The 15,635-nt window shown below is 72.8% G+C and carries 12 protein-coding genes; 7 read left to right on the top strand and 5 right to left on the bottom strand.

All coding sequences use genetic code 11. The annotated features are described in order from the left end of the window. Nucleotides 1–77 precede the first annotated feature (77 nt). A complete protein-coding gene (locus ACZ4TG_RS21755) occupies nt 78–1,409 on the top strand; it encodes a class I SAM-dependent RNA methyltransferase (RefSeq protein ID WP_468165195.1) in 1,332 nt (443 codons plus the stop codon). 84 nt (nt 1,410–1,493) lie between these two features. Here the strand turns inward: ACZ4TG_RS21755 and ACZ4TG_RS21750 are convergent, their stop codons facing one another. Next, a complete protein-coding gene (locus tag ACZ4TG_RS21750) occupies nt 1,494–1,949 on the bottom strand; it encodes an Lrp/AsnC family transcriptional regulator (protein WP_468165193.1) in 456 nt (151 codons plus the stop codon). Nucleotides 1,950–2,073: 124 nt separating this feature from the next. On the opposite strand from ACZ4TG_RS21750, the gene ACZ4TG_RS21745 reads away from it, so the two are divergent. Further along, complete coding sequence (locus ACZ4TG_RS21745) at nt 2,074–3,075, top strand: asparaginase (protein WP_468165191.1); 1,002 nt, start codon at nt 2,074–2,076, stop codon at nt 3,073–3,075. A 73-nt stretch (nt 3,076–3,148) separates the two neighbouring features. On the opposite strand, the gene meaB is transcribed toward ACZ4TG_RS21745, so the two are convergent. The 4 genes from meaB to ACZ4TG_RS21725 all read right to left on the bottom strand — a co-directional run bounded on the left by meaB (nt 3,149) and on the right by ACZ4TG_RS21725 (nt 9,533). Next, entirely contained in the window at nt 3,149–4,132 is a 984-nt protein-coding gene (gene meaB / locus ACZ4TG_RS21740) for a methylmalonyl Co-A mutase-associated GTPase MeaB (protein ID WP_468165189.1), read from the bottom strand. A gap of 10 nt (nt 4,133–4,142) precedes the next feature. Next, complete coding sequence (gene scpA, locus ACZ4TG_RS21735) at nt 4,143–6,332, bottom strand: methylmalonyl-CoA mutase (RefSeq protein WP_468165187.1); 2,190 nt, start codon at nt 6,330–6,332, stop codon at nt 4,143–4,145. After that, nucleotides 6,329–8,188, bottom strand: a complete 1,860-nt coding sequence (locus tag ACZ4TG_RS21730) for a methylmalonyl-CoA mutase family protein (RefSeq protein ID WP_468165185.1) — start codon at nt 8,186–8,188, stop codon at nt 6,329–6,331. The genes scpA and ACZ4TG_RS21730 overlap by 4 nt, the downstream gene beginning before the upstream one ends. Nucleotides 8,189–8,339: 151 nt before the next feature. Continuing rightward, the gene (locus ACZ4TG_RS21725) at nt 8,340–9,533 is read right to left on the bottom strand and encodes an ROK family protein (protein WP_468165183.1); all 1,194 of its coding nucleotides are present in this window, start codon (nt 9,531–9,533) and stop codon (nt 8,340–8,342) included. 1,539 nt (nt 9,534–11,072) lie between these two features. Here ACZ4TG_RS21725 and ACZ4TG_RS21720 point away from each other — a divergent pair. The 5 genes from ACZ4TG_RS21720 to ACZ4TG_RS21700 are packed head-to-tail and all read left to right on the top strand — an operon-like array spanning nt 11,073 to nt 15,489. Then, complete coding sequence (locus tag ACZ4TG_RS21720; RefSeq protein WP_468165181.1) at nt 11,073–12,005, top strand: TauD/TfdA dioxygenase family protein; 933 nt, start codon at nt 11,073–11,075, stop codon at nt 12,003–12,005. A gap of 25 nt (nt 12,006–12,030) precedes the next feature. Further along, the gene (gene ssuE, locus ACZ4TG_RS21715; RefSeq protein WP_468165179.1) at nt 12,031–12,588 is read left to right on the top strand and encodes an NADPH-dependent FMN reductase; all 558 of its coding nucleotides are present in this window, start codon (nt 12,031–12,033) and stop codon (nt 12,586–12,588) included. A gap of 25 nt (nt 12,589–12,613) precedes the next feature. Further along, nucleotides 12,614–13,654, top strand: a complete 1,041-nt coding sequence (locus tag ACZ4TG_RS21710; RefSeq protein ID WP_468165177.1) for an ABC transporter substrate-binding protein — start codon at nt 12,614–12,616, stop codon at nt 13,652–13,654. 9 nt (nt 13,655–13,663) lie between these two features. Beyond that, complete coding sequence (locus ACZ4TG_RS21705; protein WP_468165175.1) at nt 13,664–14,494, top strand: ABC transporter ATP-binding protein; 831 nt, start codon at nt 13,664–13,666, stop codon at nt 14,492–14,494. Further along, nucleotides 14,491–15,489: an ABC transporter permease gene (locus ACZ4TG_RS21700; protein ID WP_468165173.1), complete on the top strand. Its 999-nt coding sequence runs from the start codon at nt 14,491–14,493 to the stop codon at nt 15,487–15,489. Before ACZ4TG_RS21705 ends, ACZ4TG_RS21700 begins: the two co-directional genes overlap by 4 nt. The last annotated feature ends 146 nt before the right edge of the window (nt 15,490–15,635 follow it).

Genomic DNA, 15,635 nt, shown 5'->3' with positions numbered 1-15,635 from the left:
GCCGGACGAGATCCACGTAAACTGGTGGGTCGGTCGTCCGGCCGTTCCCTTTTTTCATTTTTTGGAGTCTCCCCACCATGACCGAGCAGAACGAGAAGCAGTCACTGGTCGGGGAGGAGTACGAGGTCGAGGTCGGTCCCGTCGCGCACGGCGGCCACTGCATCGCCCGCACCGCCGAGGGCCGGGTCCTGTTCGTCCGCCACGCACTGCCCGGCGAGAAGGTCGTCGCGCGCGTGACCGAAGGCGAGACGGACTCCCGCTTCCTGCGCGCCGACGCCATCACCGTGCTGGACGCCTCCAAGGACCGCGTCGAGGCACCGTGCCCGTACGCCGGTCCCGGCAAGTGCGGCGGCTGCGACTGGCAGCACGCCAAGCCGGGCGCCCAGCGCCGGCTCAAGGGCGAGGTCGTCGCCGAGCAGCTGAAGCGGCTCGCCGGGCTCACCCCGGAGGAGGCCGGCTGGGACGGCACGGTCATGCCGGCCGAGGGCGACAAGCTCCCGGCCGGGCAGGTGCCGCAGTGGCGCACCCGGGTCCAGTTCGCGATCGACGAGGACGGGCGGGTGGGCCTGCGCAAGCACCGCTCGCACGACATCGAGCTGATCGACCGCTGCATGATCGCCGCTCCCGGCGTCAGCGAACTGGGCATCGAGCAGCAGGACTGGCCCCAGATGGCGTCGGTCGAGGCGATCGCGGCGACCGGCTCCCAGGACCGCCAGGTCGTCCTCACTCCCCGTCCCGGCGGCCGCCTCCCGCTCGTCGAGCTGGACAAGCCGGTCTCGGTCCTGCGGGTCGAGGAGAAGGACGGCGGGGTCCACCGGGTCCACGGCCGCCCCTTCGTGCGCGAGCGCGCGGACGGCCGTACGTACCGCGTGGGCATGGGCGGCTTCTGGCAGGTCCACCCGCAGGCCGCCGACACCCTGATCAAGGCCGTCATGCAGGGCCTGATGCCGCGCAAGGGTGAGATGGCCCTGGACCTCTACTGCGGCGTCGGCATCTTCGCGGGCGCGCTGGCGGAGCGCCTCGGCGACACGGGCGCGGTGCTCGGCATCGAGTCCACGAAGCGCGCGGTCGAGGACGCCCGGCACAACCTGGCGGACTTCCCCCGGGTCCGCGTCGAGCAGGGCAAGGTCGAGCAGATCCTCCCGAAGACCGGCATCACCGAGTGCGACCTGGTCGTCCTGGACCCGCCCCGCGCCGGCGCCGGCAAGCAGACCGTCCGCCACATCGCGGGCCTCTCCGCCCGCCGCATCGCCTACGTGGCCTGCGACCCGGCGGCCTTGGCCCGGGACCTGGGCTACTTCAAGGAGAACGGCTACCGCGTCCGCACGCTCCGCGTCTTCGACCTCTTCCCGATGACGCACCACGTGGAGTGCGTGGCGATCCTGGAGCCGGTGCGCGAGGACGCCTGAATTGGCTGAGTGAGCGGAGCGTTCCTTCAGCGGGCCCGGTCGCATCTGTGGATGCGGCCGGGCCTGTTGCGTGGTTGGGGGCGGTCAGGTGGTGACCGGGAGGCCCGTGTGGTCCTTGATGCGCTTCATGATGATCTGCGAGTTGACCTCCGTGACTCCGGAGAGGGCGGTCAGCTGCTCGATCCAGAGGCGCTCGTACGCGCGCAGGTCGGCCACCGCGATGCGGAGCAGGCAGCCGGGGCTGCCGAAGAGGCGGTAGGCCTCGATGACGTCGGGGATGTCCTGGAGGGCGGCTTCGAAGGCTTCCACCGCGTCGCGGTCGCGGCGCACCTCGACCGAGACCAGGACCTCGAAGCCGCGGCCCACGGCCTCGGGGTCGATGACCGCGCGGTACCCCTGGATCACCCCGTCCTGCTCCAGCTGGCGGACCCGGCGCATGCAGGGGGAGGGGGTCAGGCCCACGCGCTGGGCCAGCTCCTGGTTGCTGAGGCGACCGTCCTGCTGGAGCTCGCGCAAGATTTCTCTATCGATGGCGTCCATTGCGCAATTATCACCCAGTGAGTGTTACGTGAGAGCTTAAAGAGGCAATCGTATTGCGCGTAGATCTCACTATCATTGCCGTATATAGGAATTCTGTACGAGTAGCGTGAGGGGAAGGGCGGGCATGGGACGCATCGTCGTCATCAGCACGGGCGGGACGATAGCCAGTCGCTGGAAGGGATCCGGCTTCGCCGCCGATGCCGACGGCAGTGAGGTGATGGCCACCGCTCCGCTGCCCGAGGGGATCAGCGTCGAGGTGGTCGACCTGTTCAGCGTGAACAGCCCCCGGCTCACCACCGCCCACCAGCTCACCCTGCTGCGCACCGTCCACGAGGTGCTCGCGGACCCCGGCGTCGACGGCATCGTCGTCACGCACGGCACCGACACCCTGGAGGAGTCGGCCTTCCTGGTCGACCTGCACCACCACGACCCGCGCACGGTCGTGTTCACCGGCTCGCAGCTGCCCATGGGCTCCGCCGACGGGGACGGGCCCGGCAACCTCTACGACGCGCTGCTCACCGCCGCCACCACGCGCGGGCTCGGCGTACTGATCACCTTCGCCGGACGGGTGCACGCCGCGCGGGGGACCGTGAAGACGCAGGCCGTGGCCCTGGACGCGTTCGCCGACCCCTCGAAGGAACTGCTCGGCAAGATCGGCTTCGGCAAGGTCGCCATGCTGCGCAAGCCGCAGCGGCCGGCCCCGCTCGCGCTGCCCGCGATGCCGGAGCTGCCGCCGCGCGTGGACATGGTGATGCACCACGCCGACGGCGACCCGGTCCTGCTGAACGCCGCCGTCGAGGCGGGGGCGCGCGGCATCGTCCTCATCGGCACCGGGGCCGGCAACGCGACCCCGGAGATCGTGGAGGCGGTACGGGGCGCCGTGGCGCGGGGCGTGCTGGTCGCGCTGACCACGCGGGTCGCGGCCGGCCCGGTGACGGAGATCTACACGCACGGCGGGGCGGTGGACCTGGTGGCCGCCGGGGCCGTGCCGACCGGCACGCTGCGGGCGGGGCAGGCGCGGATCGCCGTACTGGCGGCGCTGCTGGCCGCCGATGAGCCCGGCGAGCGGGTACGGGTGCTGCGCGAAACGCTGTCCGCCGAGGGCCCGGTGCTCGTCGAGGCCTGACGGCTGGACGCGTGAACCGGGTGTGGGGAGGGCGGGGACCCGGTCCCCGCCCTTCGCCGTTCCCGGTGTTTGGTCAGGCGCCGCTGAACGCGCCCAGGATGCGGTCCGCCGCCAGGGTCGGCGTCAGGGTGCCCGCGCGGACCGAGGCTTCCAGGTCCGGAGCCAGCTCCCGTACGGCCGGGCTGGCGCGCAGGCGCTCCAGCAGCTCGTCGCGGACCATCGACCAGGTCCACTCCACCTGCTGCGCGGCCCGCTTCGCCGCCAGGCGGCCGCCCGCGTCCAGCAGGCGGCGGTGCTGCTCCAGGCGGTTCCAGATCTCGTCCAGACCCGCCGACTCCCGCGCGCTGCAGGTCAGGACCGGCGGGGTCCAGGCCGCGTCGGCCGGGTGCATCAGGCGCAGCGCGCCCGCCAGTTCACGCGCGGCGGCCTTCGCGTCGCGCTCGTGCGGGCCGTCCGCCTTGTTGACCGCCAGTACGTCCGCCAGCTCCAGCACGCCCTTCTTGATGCCCTGGAGCTGGTCTCCCGTACGGGCCAGGGAGAGCAGGAGGAAGGAGTCGACCATGCCCGCCACCGTCGTCTCCGACTGGCCGACACCGACCGTCTCGACGAGGACCACGTCGTACCCGGCCGCCTCCATCACGATGATGGACTCCCGGGTCGCCTTGGCGACCCCGCCCAGCGTGCCCGCCGAGGGCGAGGGGCGGACGAAGGCCGCCGGGTCCACGGACAGCCGTTCCATCCGGGTCTTGTCGCCCAGGATGGAGCCGCCCGTACGCGTCGACGAGGGGTCGACGGCCAGCACCGCCACCCGGTGCCCCAGCGCGGTCAGCATCGTGCCGAACGCATCGATGAACGTGGACTTGCCCACCCCCGGCACACCGCTGATGCCGATCCGCCGGGCCCGCCCCGAGTGCGGGAGCAGTTCCGTCAGCAGCTGCTGCGCCAGCGCCCGGTGAGCGGGCAGGGTGGACTCGACGAGGGTGATGGCGCGCGCGATGAACGCGCGCTTCCCGTCGAGCACCCCCTTCGCGTAGGCCTCGATGTCGATCTTCGGCATCGACGCCCGCCTACAGCTCGTGCCCGAGATCCGCGGCCAGCCGCGTCACCAGGTCGTGGGCCGCGTCCGGGATCACCGTGCCCGGCGGGAAGACCGCCGTCGCGCCCATCTCCAGCAGCGTGGGCACGTCCGCCGGCGGGATCACCCCGCCCACCACGATCATGATGTCCTCGCGCCCCTCCTCCGCCAGCTGCTCCCGCAGCGCCGGTACGAGGGTCAGGTGGCCGGCCGCCAGCGACGAGACGCCCACCACGTGGACGTCCGCCTCGACGGCCTGGCGGGCCACCTCCGCCGGAGTCTGGAACAGCGGGCCGACGTCCACGTCGAAGCCCAGGTCGGCGAAGGCGGACGCGATCACCTTCTGGCCGCGGTCGTGACCGTCCTGCCCCATCTTGCAGACCAGGATGCGCGGACGGCGGCCCTCCGCCTCCTCGAACCGGTCGATGAGCGCACGGGTGCGCTCCAGGGACGGGGACTCGCCTGCTTCGGTGCGGTACACACCCGAAATCGTACGGATCTGGCTCGCGTGCCGCCCGTACACCTTCTCCAGGGCGTCGGAGATCTCACCCACGGTGGCCTTGGCGCGCGCCGCGTCCACCGCCAGCGCGAGGAGATTGCCGTCACCGCGGCCGGCCGCGTTCGTCAGCGCCCGGAGCGTGTCCTGCGTGACCGCCTCGTCGCGCTCCTCGCGCAGCCGCCGCAGCTTGGCGATCTGCTGGCTGCGCACCGAGGAGTTGTCGACCTTGAGCACGTCGATCTGCTCGTCGTTCTCCACGCGGTACTTGTTCACGCCGATCACCGGCTGCCGGCCGGAGTCGATCCGCGCCTGGGTGCGGGCCGCGGCCTCCTCCACCCGGAGCTTCGGGATGCCCGCGTCGATGGCCTGCGCCATGCCGCCCGCCGCCTCGACCTCCTCGATGTGCTGCCAGGCCCGCCGCGCCAGGTCGTACGTCAGCTTCTCGACGTACGCGCTGCCGCCCCACGGGTCGATCGACCGGCAGGTCCCCGACTCCTGCTGGAGCAGCAGCTGGGTGTTGCGGGCGATGCGCGCCGAGAAGTCCGTCGGCAGGGCGAGGGCCTCGTCCAGGGCGTTGGTGTGCAGCGACTGCGTGTGCCCCTGGGTCGCGGCCATCGCCTCGATGCAGGTGCGGGTGACGTTGTTGAAGACGTCCTGCGCGGTGAGGGACCAGCCCGAGGTCTGCGAATGCGTGCGCAGCGACAGGGACTTGGCGTTCTTCGGGTCGAACTGCTTGACCAGGCGCGCCCACAGCAGGCGGGCGGCGCGCAGCTTCGCGACCTCCATGAAGAAGTTCATGCCGATCGCCCAGAAGAACGACAGCCGCGGCGCGAACGCGTCCACGTCCAGCCCGACGGCCTGACCGGCCCGCAGGTACTCCACGCCGTCCGCGAGCGTGTACGCCAGCTCCAGGTCGGCCGTCGCGCCGGCCTCCTGGATGTGGTAGCCCGAGATCGAGATCGAGTTGTAGCGCGGCATCTTCTGCGAGGTGAACGCGAAGATGTCCGAGATGATCCGCATCGAGGGCTTCGGCGGATAGATGTAGGTGTTGCGGACCATGAACTCCTTGAGGATGTCGTTCTGGATGGTCCCGGCGAGCTTGTCGGGGGAGACGCCCTGCTCCTCCGCCGCCACGATGTAGAGCGCGAGGACCGGCAGCACCGCGCCGTTCATCGTCATCGACACCGTCATCTTGTCCAGCGGGATCCCGTCGAACAGCTGGCGCATGTCGTAGATCGAGTCGATCGCCACGCCCGCCATGCCGACGTCGCCGGTGACGCGCGGGTGGTCGCTGTCGTAACCGCGGTGCGTCGGCAGGTCGAACGCGATCGACAGGCCCTTCTGGCCGGACGCCAGGTTGCGCCGGTAGAAGGCGTTCGACTCCTCGGCCGTGGAGAATCCGGCGTACTGCCGGATCGTCCAGGGCTGGTTCACGTACATCGTCGGGTACGGGCCGCGCAGGTACGGGGCCACGCCCGGGTACGTCCGCAGGAAGTCCAGGCCCTCCAGGTCCCGCCCGGTGTACAGCGGCTTGACGCCGATGCCCTCCGGGGTCTCCCACAGCAGGTCGGAGACGCCGGTGCCGGTGGACTCCTTGACGGCGGTCCGCCACTGCTCCTCGGACCCGGCGGCCGGTCCGGAGCCGTTCAGTGCGAGTTCGGAGAAGTCGGGGATGCTGCTCAAGACGCCACTCCCATCCGGTCGAGTACGGAGGACAGCACGGCGACCGCGTCGCAGCCGGCGAAGACGTACTCGTCCACGGCCTGACCGGCGGTGCCGGGCTTCCCGGCGAGGAACACGGTCGTCGCGCCCGCCGAGCGCAGGGCCGCGGCCACCGCCTCGGCCTGCTCCTCGTACAGCGCGTCGCTGGAGCACACCACGGCCACGCCGTCCGCGCCGCTGGCGGCGTAGGCCGCGGCGGCCGTCTCCGGGTTCACGGACACCGGGTCGTGCACCGGCTCGATGCCGCCCGCCTGAAACAGGTTCGAGGCGAAGGTGGCCCGCGCGGTGTGCGCGGCCGCCGGACCCAGCGCGGCCAGGAAGATCCTCGGCCGCGCGCCGGTCGCCGCCAGGTGGGCGTCGCCGCGGGCGCGCAGGGCCTCGTACGCCTCGTCGCGCCGCACGCGCGGCAGGCCCCCGGTGGGTCCCTCGGGCGCGGGCTCGCGGACGACCGGCTTCTCCGCCAGCAGCGGGAACTCGCTGACGCCCGTGATGGGTTCGCGGCGCTTGGCCAGCTTCTTGGAGCGCTCGGCCCAGGTGGCGGCCAGCCGCTCGGCGACCAGACCGGAGCGCAGCGCGCCGGGCAGACCGCCGGCCTTTTCCACGGTCTGGAAGAACTCCCAGGCGGCGTGCGCGAGTTCGTCGGTCAGCTGCTCCACGTAGTACGAGCCGCCCGCCGGGTCGATCACCCGTGCCAGGTGCGATTCCTCCAGCAGGATCGTGGAGGTGTTACGGGCGATGCGGCGCGCGAACGCGTCCGGCAGGCCCAGCTCGTGGTCGAAGGGGAGGACGGTGACGGAATCCGCGCCGCCCACGCCCGCCGCCATGCAGGCGACGGTGGTGCGCAGCATGTTCACCCACGGGTCGCGCCGGGTCATCATCACCGGTGAGGTGACCGCGTGCTGGCGCTGGGCGCCGGCCTCCGGGACCCCGCAGGCCTCGCCGATCCGGGCCCACAGGCGGCGGGCCGCGCGCAGCTTGGCGATGGTGAGGAACTGGTCGGCGGTCGCCGCGTAGCGGAACTCCAGCTGCCCGAAGGCGGCTTCGGTGCTCAGTCCGGCCTCGGTGAGGGCGCGGAGGTAGGCGACGCCGGTGGCCAGGGACAGCCCCAGCTCCTCGGCGGCACTGCCGCCCGCCTCGTGGTACGGCAGGGCATCCGCCGTCAGGGTGCGTACGTGGGGCCAGGCTTCGGCCGTCCCGTGCGCGAGGACGGCCGCTTCGGCGAGGTCGAGCCGTTCACCCGTACGGGCCTCGTGGCCCAGCGGGTCGGCGCCGAGACAGGCGCGGGCGGCCTCCGGGGCAACTGCGCGCTCGGTGTACAGGCGCAGCAGCGCGCGGGCGGCGTCGGCGTACTCGGCGCCGGCGTCGAGGGTGACCGGGGCCAGGTCGAGGTAGACGCCGTCCAGGGCCCGGGCGAGCCCGTCCAGCGGGAGGCCGGCGCGGCCGACGGTCAGCCAGAGGGCGGTGGTGCCGTTCTCCAGGTCGGCCAGGGCCGCCTCGTTCACCCGTACGGGGTCGGTACCCGCGAGCCGCTGCAGGACGTGCCAGCCGGACGCGCTGGTCCCCTCGGGCTTGCCGCCCCGGACGAAGGGGGCGAAACCGGGGAATCCGGTGTCCTCCCCGTCGGGGAGCGCGGTGTACAGCGGGCGGGTGCGGAGCCCGTCCTCGAGTGTGGTGGACAACGCGTCTTCAGCTGCCTCGCCGGATGCTTCCTTGCCCGACTTGCGCAGTACGCCTTCAACCAGGCGCTGCCACTGCTCATGTGTCGCGTCAGGAAACTCGGCGGCCAGGGAGAGCCCGTCGTCAGGCAGGACCGTCATGGCTCGAATGCTAGGGGGGCCGCTCAATCGAGACCATAACCGCCGGATGTGATCTCGCACTCGCAGGTCAGGCTATGAGTTACTCCGTGGTAGGGGTATGGGGAGGGGTTGGGGCGGGGGCGGCGGACGGGGGACGACGGCAGGGCGGCGGTCACGGGGCGGTCAGGGCGGCGGGGTCCTGGAAGAGCGGGCCCAGCAGGACGGTCGCCGAGGCCTCGGAGAGGACGGCCGGACCGGCGTGCGGGGCGATGATCCGGGCGGGGTCGTCGCAGACGTGCGACTGGGCGGTCGCCGCCTCGCGGATCTCGTCGAGGTAGCCGTCGTGGAGGATGCTCGACAGCTCGGAGACCAGCATCACGGCCGGGTTGAAGATGTCCAGCAGCAGGGCCGCGGCCCGCCCGACCGCCCGGGCGCGCTCGCGCAGCAGCCGGTCGGCGCGGGGATCGCCCGTGGCGGCGGCGTCGACGATCAGACCGATGGCCGGGTCGGGAACGATCCCGCGGCGCACGGCCTCGGCTCCCAGGGCCGTATCGGACGCGGTCGCCTGGAGGCAGCCCGTACGTCCGCACGCGCAGGGGGCCTGCGACCCGGGGACCGGGAGGTGCGCGACGTCGCCGGCGGCGGCGCCGGGGCCCTGGTGGACGGTGCCCTCGATCCCGAACGCGGCGTCGACGACGTTGCCGATGAAGAGGTGGACCAGGCTGCGGCGGGCCGCGGGGTGCCCGAACAGGATTTCCGCGCGGGCGACGGCGCGGGCGTGGTTGTCCACGTGCACGGGGAGGCCGAGGGCGGCGGAGAGCTCGGCGGCGAGGGGCTTGTGGTGCCAGCCGAGCGCCTCGTGCCGGACCACGACCCCCTCGGCGGGGCGGATCCAGCCGCCGAGGGCGGCGCCGACGCCGAGGAGGGGGCGGCGGGAGGTGTGGGCGGCGGAGTCGCGGAGGAAGCGGGTCAGTTCCCCGGCGAGGTGGGCGGGAGCGGGGGACTGGCGGGGGATGTGGGGGAGGTTGCGGCGGGCCAGGATCCGGCCGCGGAGGTCGACGAGGCTGAAGGTGGAGGACGGCACGCCGATGTGCAGCCCCGCCACGAGGGGGCCGCCGATGGGGCCGGTGTGCAGGTCGAGCGGAATCCGGGGGCGGCCGGCCGTGTCGGCGGCTGCGGCGGGGGGCGGGAGCTCGCGCAGCAGGCCGCCGCGGAGCAGGCCGGTGGTCTGCCGCGAGACGGCGGCGGGGCTCAGACCGCACAGCGTCGAGATCCCGCTGCGGGCGACGGGGCCGTGCTCGAGCACGGTCCGCAAGACGGTGGCGGCGTTGGCGGCCGCGCGGCTGTCGCCGGGGGTAGGGGGCATGGGGCCGATCATGCCGTTGCCCTGGCCGGGCGGTTGACGGGGGGTTCGGGGTGCCCGTGCCGGGCCGGGCCTGTTTGCAGCTCGGGCTGCCGGTGCCCTGGCCGGGCGGTTTCCGGGGTTCGGGGTGTCCCCGGTACCCCGGGCTTGGTCTGCTGCTCGGCAGCGTGGTCGCCTCAATCGCCGGCGGGGCCGGTGCCCTGGCCGGGCGTTTACGGGGTTCGGGCTGCCCCGTGCCGGGCCGGGCCGGTTTGTAGCTCGGCTGCCGGTGCCCTGGCCGGGCGGGTGGCGGGGTTCGGGGTGTCCCCGGTGCCCCGGGCCTGTTTGCAGCTCGGCTGCCGTTGCCCTGGCCGGGCGGGTGGCGGGGTTCGGGCTGCCCGTGCCGGGCCGGGTCGGTTTGCAGCTCGGCTGCTGCGGGTCGCCTCAAGCGCCGGCGGGGCTGGGGTGGTGGGTCGGTGCCGGGTCCGGGGTGGGGTGTCGTCCGGGGCGGGCATGATTTATGGCGCCTGTTCAGGGCCTTGAAGTTCGGGCTTCTGCGCGCCACAAATCACGTTTTAGCCCCGGTCGACACCCCACCCCGGCCCCGTCACCGACCCAGGTGGTCGGGTGTTCTTTGCCCCTCACGGTGGGGGTTGGGCTTCGTGGGCGGGGGTGTCGGGGTGGGGTGTTGTCCGGGGCTAAAACGTGATTTGTTGGCGCCCTGTGCCGCTCCGCGACTGGGGACTCGGATCGGGCGCCATAAATCATGCCTGCCCCGGACCACACCCCACCCCGGCGTCGTCCCCGGCACCCCGCCCAGACCGCAGCCAAACCCAGCCCGGTCGGCGCCACCGGCACCCCGCCCAGACCGCAGCCAAACCCAGCCCCGCCGGCGCTTGAGGCGCCCGGGCGCAGCCCGGGGCCGGAAGCAACGGCGCCGCAGGCGACCAGCTCAACCGCCCGGCCAGGGCACCGGCCGGCGCTTGAGGCGCCCCGCAGCAGCCGAGCTGCAAACGAGCCCCGCCCCGCAGGGGCAACCCGAACCCGTTAACCGCCCGGCCAGGGCAACGGTCCCGGGGCCACGGGGACACCCCGACCCCCTCCCCTCCCCGCCCGGCCAGGGCACATGGCGGTGGCGTTGCGGGGGCGTGAAATCCGGCCACGGTTTTCGGCCGTCGGCGGGGTCGTGCCGGGGGCTCCCGGGGTGGGGAATCGGCTGGTCAGGGTGGGCGCGGGGGGTGGCCGGCGAGGTGCGGCGGGGGGAGTCCGGCGGGGGTTGACCGCGGGCGGGGGCGCTGACAGGCTCCGAGCCATGTCCGCGATCGAGCACCTCGCCCCGCGGCTCCACACCCCCGGCCTCTGTACCGCGCCGGGCGAGTGTCAGGGCCGCTGTCCGGCCCCCCGCCGCGCCTGAGCGCCGCCCCCGGGGTCGAGTGACCCCCTGGCCGGCCTCGGCCGATCGCCCGTCTCCCCGTGTGCGCGCCGCCTTGCCGCGCGCAGCGAGCCGTCTTCGTCACGGCATTTCTTCCTCTGCGGAAATAAATCTCTGACCTGGGAGTTCCCATGACCACTGTCACCGCTGTCTCCGTCAGCAAGATCGGCGGCCGGATCGGGGCCGAGATCGGCGGCGTCCGCCTGGGCGGCGAGCTGCCGGCCGAGACCGTCGGCGAGATCCGCGCCGCCCTCCTCGCCCACAAGGTGGTCTTCTTCCGCGGCCAGGACCACCTCGACGAGGCCGGCCACGAGGCCTTCGCCCAGCTGCTCGGCGCACCGGTCGCGCACCCCACCGTGCCCTCCGCGGACGGCCGTTACGCCCTCGGCATCGACTCCCACCACGGCGCCCGCGCCAACCAGTGGCACACCGACGTGACCTTCGTACCCGCCTACCCGGCCTTCTCCATCCTCCGCGCCGTCACCATCCCCCCGTACGGCGGCAACACGCTCTGGGCCAACACCGCCACCGCCTACTCCCACCTCCCCGAGCCGCTGCGCGCCCTGGCCGACAGCCTGCGCGCCGTGCACTCCAACGAGTACGACTACGCCGCGCTCAGGCCCGACGCGCTCCCCGAGGCGCTCGCCCAGTACCGCGAGGTGTTCACCTCCACCAAGTTCCTCACCGAGCACCCGGTGGTCCGCGTCCACCCCGAGACCGGTGAACGCACCCTGCTCCTCGGCAACTTCGTCCAGCGCATCCAGGGCCTCACCGGCCGCGACTCCCGCGTCCTCCAGGACCTCTTCCAGGCGCACATCGAGAGCCCCGAGAACACCGTCCGCTGGCAGTGGCAGGCCGGCGACGTGGCGATCTGGGACAACCGCGCCACCCAGCACTACGGCGTCGACGACTCCGACGACCACGAGCGCACCCTGCGCCGCGTGACGGTCGACGGCGACGTCCCGGTCGGACCCGACGGCGCCGCGTCCCGGCTGATCAGCCCCGAGGCCGTCCCGGACCCGGCCTTCGGCATCGCCTCCGGCGCCTCCACCACCTCCGCCTGACCACCCGCCGCTCAAGGAGAGCCCCGTGCCCCGACTGCTCGCCCTCACCGGCAGCCCCTCCGTCCACTCCCGCACCGCCGTCGTCGCCGACCACGTGCTGCGGCGCCTGTCCCACGCCGGGTTCGACACCGCGCACCTCTCCGTACGGGAGCTCCCCGCCGCCGACCTCCTCTCCGCCCGCCGCGGCGAGCCGGAGATCCGCCGCGCCCTGGAGGCCGTCGCCGAAGCCGACGGCCTGGTCATCGCGACCCCGATCTACAAGGCCTCGTACACCGGCCTGCTGAAGGCCTTCCTCGACCTGCTCCCGCAGGACGGCCTGGCCGGCAAGACCGTCCTGCCGATCGCCACCGGCGGCAGCCTCGCGCACGTACTGACCATCGACTACGCCCTGCGCCCGGTCCTCTCCGCGCTCGGCGCCCGGCACGTCACCGCCGGCCGGTTCGTCCTGGACTCCTCCGTGGAGCGCGGGGACGGCCCCGACCGGCTGAGGCCCGAGGCGGAACTGGACCTCTTCCAGGCCGTCGACGAGTTCGCCGACGCGCTGCGCGCCGCCGAGGCCAGCGCCCTCACCTCCGCTCACTGACCCGCGTAACCGACAAGGACCCGTCATGCCCGCAGCCTTCGCCACGCGCTCCACCTCCCGACGCCAGTTCCTGACCCTGCTCGGCATCTCGGCGGCAGCGGTGAGCTGCGGCACGGCCACCGCCTCCGGCGGCTCCGGCGGTTCCGGCAAGCAGGTCAAGTCCCTCAAGTACCAGGGCGCGGTCGGCGCGGTCACCCTGCCCGAACTGGCCGCCGACCTCGGCTACCTCGGGGACGTCACCCTCGACTGGGTCGGCAACACCATCAGCGGCCCCCAGGACATCCAGTCCGCCGCCACCGGCCAGACCCACTTCGGAGGTGCCTTCAACGGCGCGGTCGTCAAACTCGCCGCCAGCAAGGCCCCGATCAAGGCCGTCGTCTCCTACTACGGCTCCGACCAGTACGCGTACAGCGGCTACTACGTGCTGGAGGACAGCCCGATCCGGTCCGCCCGCGACCTGATAGGCAAGAAGGTCGGCATGAACACCCTGGGCGCGCACTCCCAGGCCATCCTCGACATCTACCTGAGCCGCAACGGCCTCTCCAAGACCGACGCGGGCAAGGTGGAGTCCCTCGTCATCCCGCCCGTCAACACCGAACAGGCCCTGCGCCAGAAGCAGATCGAGGTGGGCGTGCTCGGCGGCGTCCTGCGGGACAAGGCCCTCGCGGCCGGCGGGATCCGCCCCCTGTTCACCGACTTCGAGCTGCTGGGCGCCTTCAGCGCGGGCACGTACGTGATGACCCAGCGCTTCATCAAGGAGAACCCGGACACCGCCCGCACCTTCACCACCGGTGTCGCCAAGGCGATCGAGTGGTCCCGCACCACCCCGCGGGAGGAGGTCATCGCCCGGATGACCGAGATCGTCAAGAAGCGGGGGCGCAACGAGGACACCTCGACCCTCCAGTACTGGCACTCGTACGGGGTCGCCGAGACCGGCGGCCGGATCGAGGACAAGGAGTTCCAGCTCTGGCTCGACTGGCTGGGCGACCGCGGCGAGGTCAAGAAGGGCCAGCTCAAGGCCTCGGACCTCTACACCAACGAGTTCAACGCGCAGGGGAAGGGCTGACCGGCTGCCATGGCGAAAATCGTGTTCGAATCCGTGACGAAGACCTTCCCGACCAAGGACAGGAAGAACAGGAGGGGCAGGGAGGAGTTCACCGCTCTCGACGGCATCGACCTGGAGATCGAGGCGGGCGAGTTCCTCGTCGTCGTCGGCCCCAGCGGCTGCGGCAAATCGACCCTCCTGGACCTCCTCGGCGGTCTGACCCGGCCGACCTCCGGCCGGATCCTGCTCGACGGCAAGCCGGTCACCGGGCCCGGCCTGGACCGGGGCATCGTCTTCCAGCAGTACGCGCTGCTGCCGTGGCGGACGGCGCTGGGCAACATCGAGTTCGGCCTGGAGGCGACTGGCGTCCCGCGACGCCAACGCACGGCGAAGGCGCGGGAGTTCCTGGAACTCGTCGGCCTGACCGGCTTCGAGGACCGGCATCCGCACGAGCTCTCCGGCGGGATGCGCCAGCGGGTCGCGATCGCGCGCTCGCTCGCGTACGACCCGGACGTGCTGCTCATGGACGAGCCGTTCGCGGCGCTCGACGCGCAGACCCGCGAATCCCTCCAGGACGAGCTGCGCCGCATCTGGCAGCGCACCGGCAAGACGATCGTGTTCATCACGCACGGCATCGAAGAGGCCGTGTACCTCGGGCAGAAGGTCGCCGTCATCACCTCCCGACCCGGCCGCGTCAAGGAGGTCGTCCCGGTCTCCTTCGGGGACCGCGCCGCCGGAGCCACGGGCGAGGACCTGCGCTCCAGCCCCGAGTTCGCCCGCTACCGCCACGAGATCTGGACCCTGCTCCACGACGAGGTGGCCCGCGCCCAGCAACTGGAGAAGGAGGAGGCCGCCGTATGACCACCGGAACCGACATCACCGCCGCCGCCCTGGCGGGCCTGACACCGCCGCCGGAGGTCGCGGATCCCGTACGGGCGCCCGCGCGCCCGGAGCCGCAGGCCACGCCGGAGCCCGCCGCGCCGGAAGCGGCCGCGCCGGAAGCGGCCGCGCCGGAAGCGGCCGAGGCCGCGACGCCGGGGCCCGCCGCGGCCAAGGCCCCCGTACGGCGTGCCGGGCGCGGCCCGCTGGCCGCCGTCGGGCGCGGGCTGAGCGCCGTCGCGCTGCGCTCGGCGGCCATCCTGGCCCTGCTCGCCCTCTGGGAGACGGCGCCCCGGCTCGGCCTCGTCGACGCCACGTTCCTGCCGCCGGTCAGCGAGGTCGCCAAGGCCTGGTGGGAGCTGCTCGGGGACGGCCAGCTCGCCGAGCACACCAAGGCCAGCCTGGCCCGCTCCTTCGGCGGCTTCGGCATCGCGGTCGTCGTCGCGGTCCCGCTCGGCCTGCTCATCGGCTGGTACCGGCCGGTCGCCGCCCTGCTCGGGCCGCTGCTGGAGGTCTTCCGCAACACGGCGGCGCTCGCGCTGCTGCCGGTCTTCGTGCTGCTGCTGGGGATCGGGGAGACCTCGAAGGTGTCCATCGTCGTCTACGCCTGCGTCTGGCCGATCCTGCTGAACACCATCAGCGCGGTGGGCAACGCGGACCCGACGCTCGTGAAACTGGCCCGGTCGATGGACCTGTCGACCCCGAGGCTCTTCCAGAAGGTGATCCTGCCGTCGTCCGTGCCGGCGATCTTCACCGGGATCCGGCTGGCGGGGGCGGTGTCGATCCTGGTCCTCGTCGCCGCCGAGATGATCGGAGCGAAGGCGGGGCTGGGCTATCTGATCAACGCCTCGCAGTTCAACTTCGCCATCCCCCAGATGTACGCGGGCATCGTGACGATCTCCGCGATCGGGCTGGCCTTCAACCAGCTCCTCGTCGCGATCGAACGCCGCCTGAGCGTCTGGCGCGTCCCGGCCTGACGCCCTGCGGGCCTGCTGGACCCGGCCCGGGCGCTGCCGCCCGGGCAACCCCGCCCGGGCAACCCCGCCCGGGCAACCCCGCCCGGGCAACCCCGCCCGGGCAACCCCGCCCGGGCAACCCCGCCCGGGCAACCCCGCCCGGGCAA

This window comes from Streptomyces sp. NPDC028314 (genome assembly GCF_055565795.1).
This window is presented reverse-complemented; position numbering and strand designations above follow the sequence as displayed.

Bases quoted from the DNA above. Each gene is read 5' to 3' on its own strand.
- ACZ4TG_RS21755 (WP_468165195.1), top strand. From the start codon at position 78: ATGACCGAGCAGAACGAGAAGCAGTCACTGGTCGGGGAGGAGTACGAG.
- ACZ4TG_RS21750 (WP_468165193.1), bottom strand. From the start codon at position 1,949: ATGGACGCCATCGATAGAGAAATCTTGCGCGAGCTCCAGCAGGACGGT.
- ACZ4TG_RS21745 (WP_468165191.1), top strand. From the start codon at position 2,074: ATGGGACGCATCGTCGTCATCAGCACGGGCGGGACGATAGCCAGTCGC.
- meaB (WP_468165189.1), bottom strand. From the start codon at position 4,132: ATGCCGAAGATCGACATCGAGGCCTACGCGAAGGGGGTGCTCGACGGG.
- ACZ4TG_RS21730 (WP_468165185.1), bottom strand. From the start codon at position 8,188: ATGACGGTCCTGCCTGACGACGGGCTCTCCCTGGCCGCCGAGTTTCCT.
- ACZ4TG_RS21725 (WP_468165183.1), bottom strand. From the start codon at position 9,533: ATGCCCCCTACCCCCGGCGACAGCCGCGCGGCCGCCAACGCCGCCACC.
- ACZ4TG_RS21720 (WP_468165181.1), top strand. From the start codon at position 11,073: ATGACCACTGTCACCGCTGTCTCCGTCAGCAAGATCGGCGGCCGGATC.
- ACZ4TG_RS21710 (WP_468165177.1), top strand. From the start codon at position 12,614: ATGCCCGCAGCCTTCGCCACGCGCTCCACCTCCCGACGCCAGTTCCTG.
- ACZ4TG_RS21705 (WP_468165175.1), top strand. From the start codon at position 13,664: ATGGCGAAAATCGTGTTCGAATCCGTGACGAAGACCTTCCCGACCAAG.
- ACZ4TG_RS21700 (WP_468165173.1), top strand. From the start codon at position 14,491: ATGACCACCGGAACCGACATCACCGCCGCCGCCCTGGCGGGCCTGACA.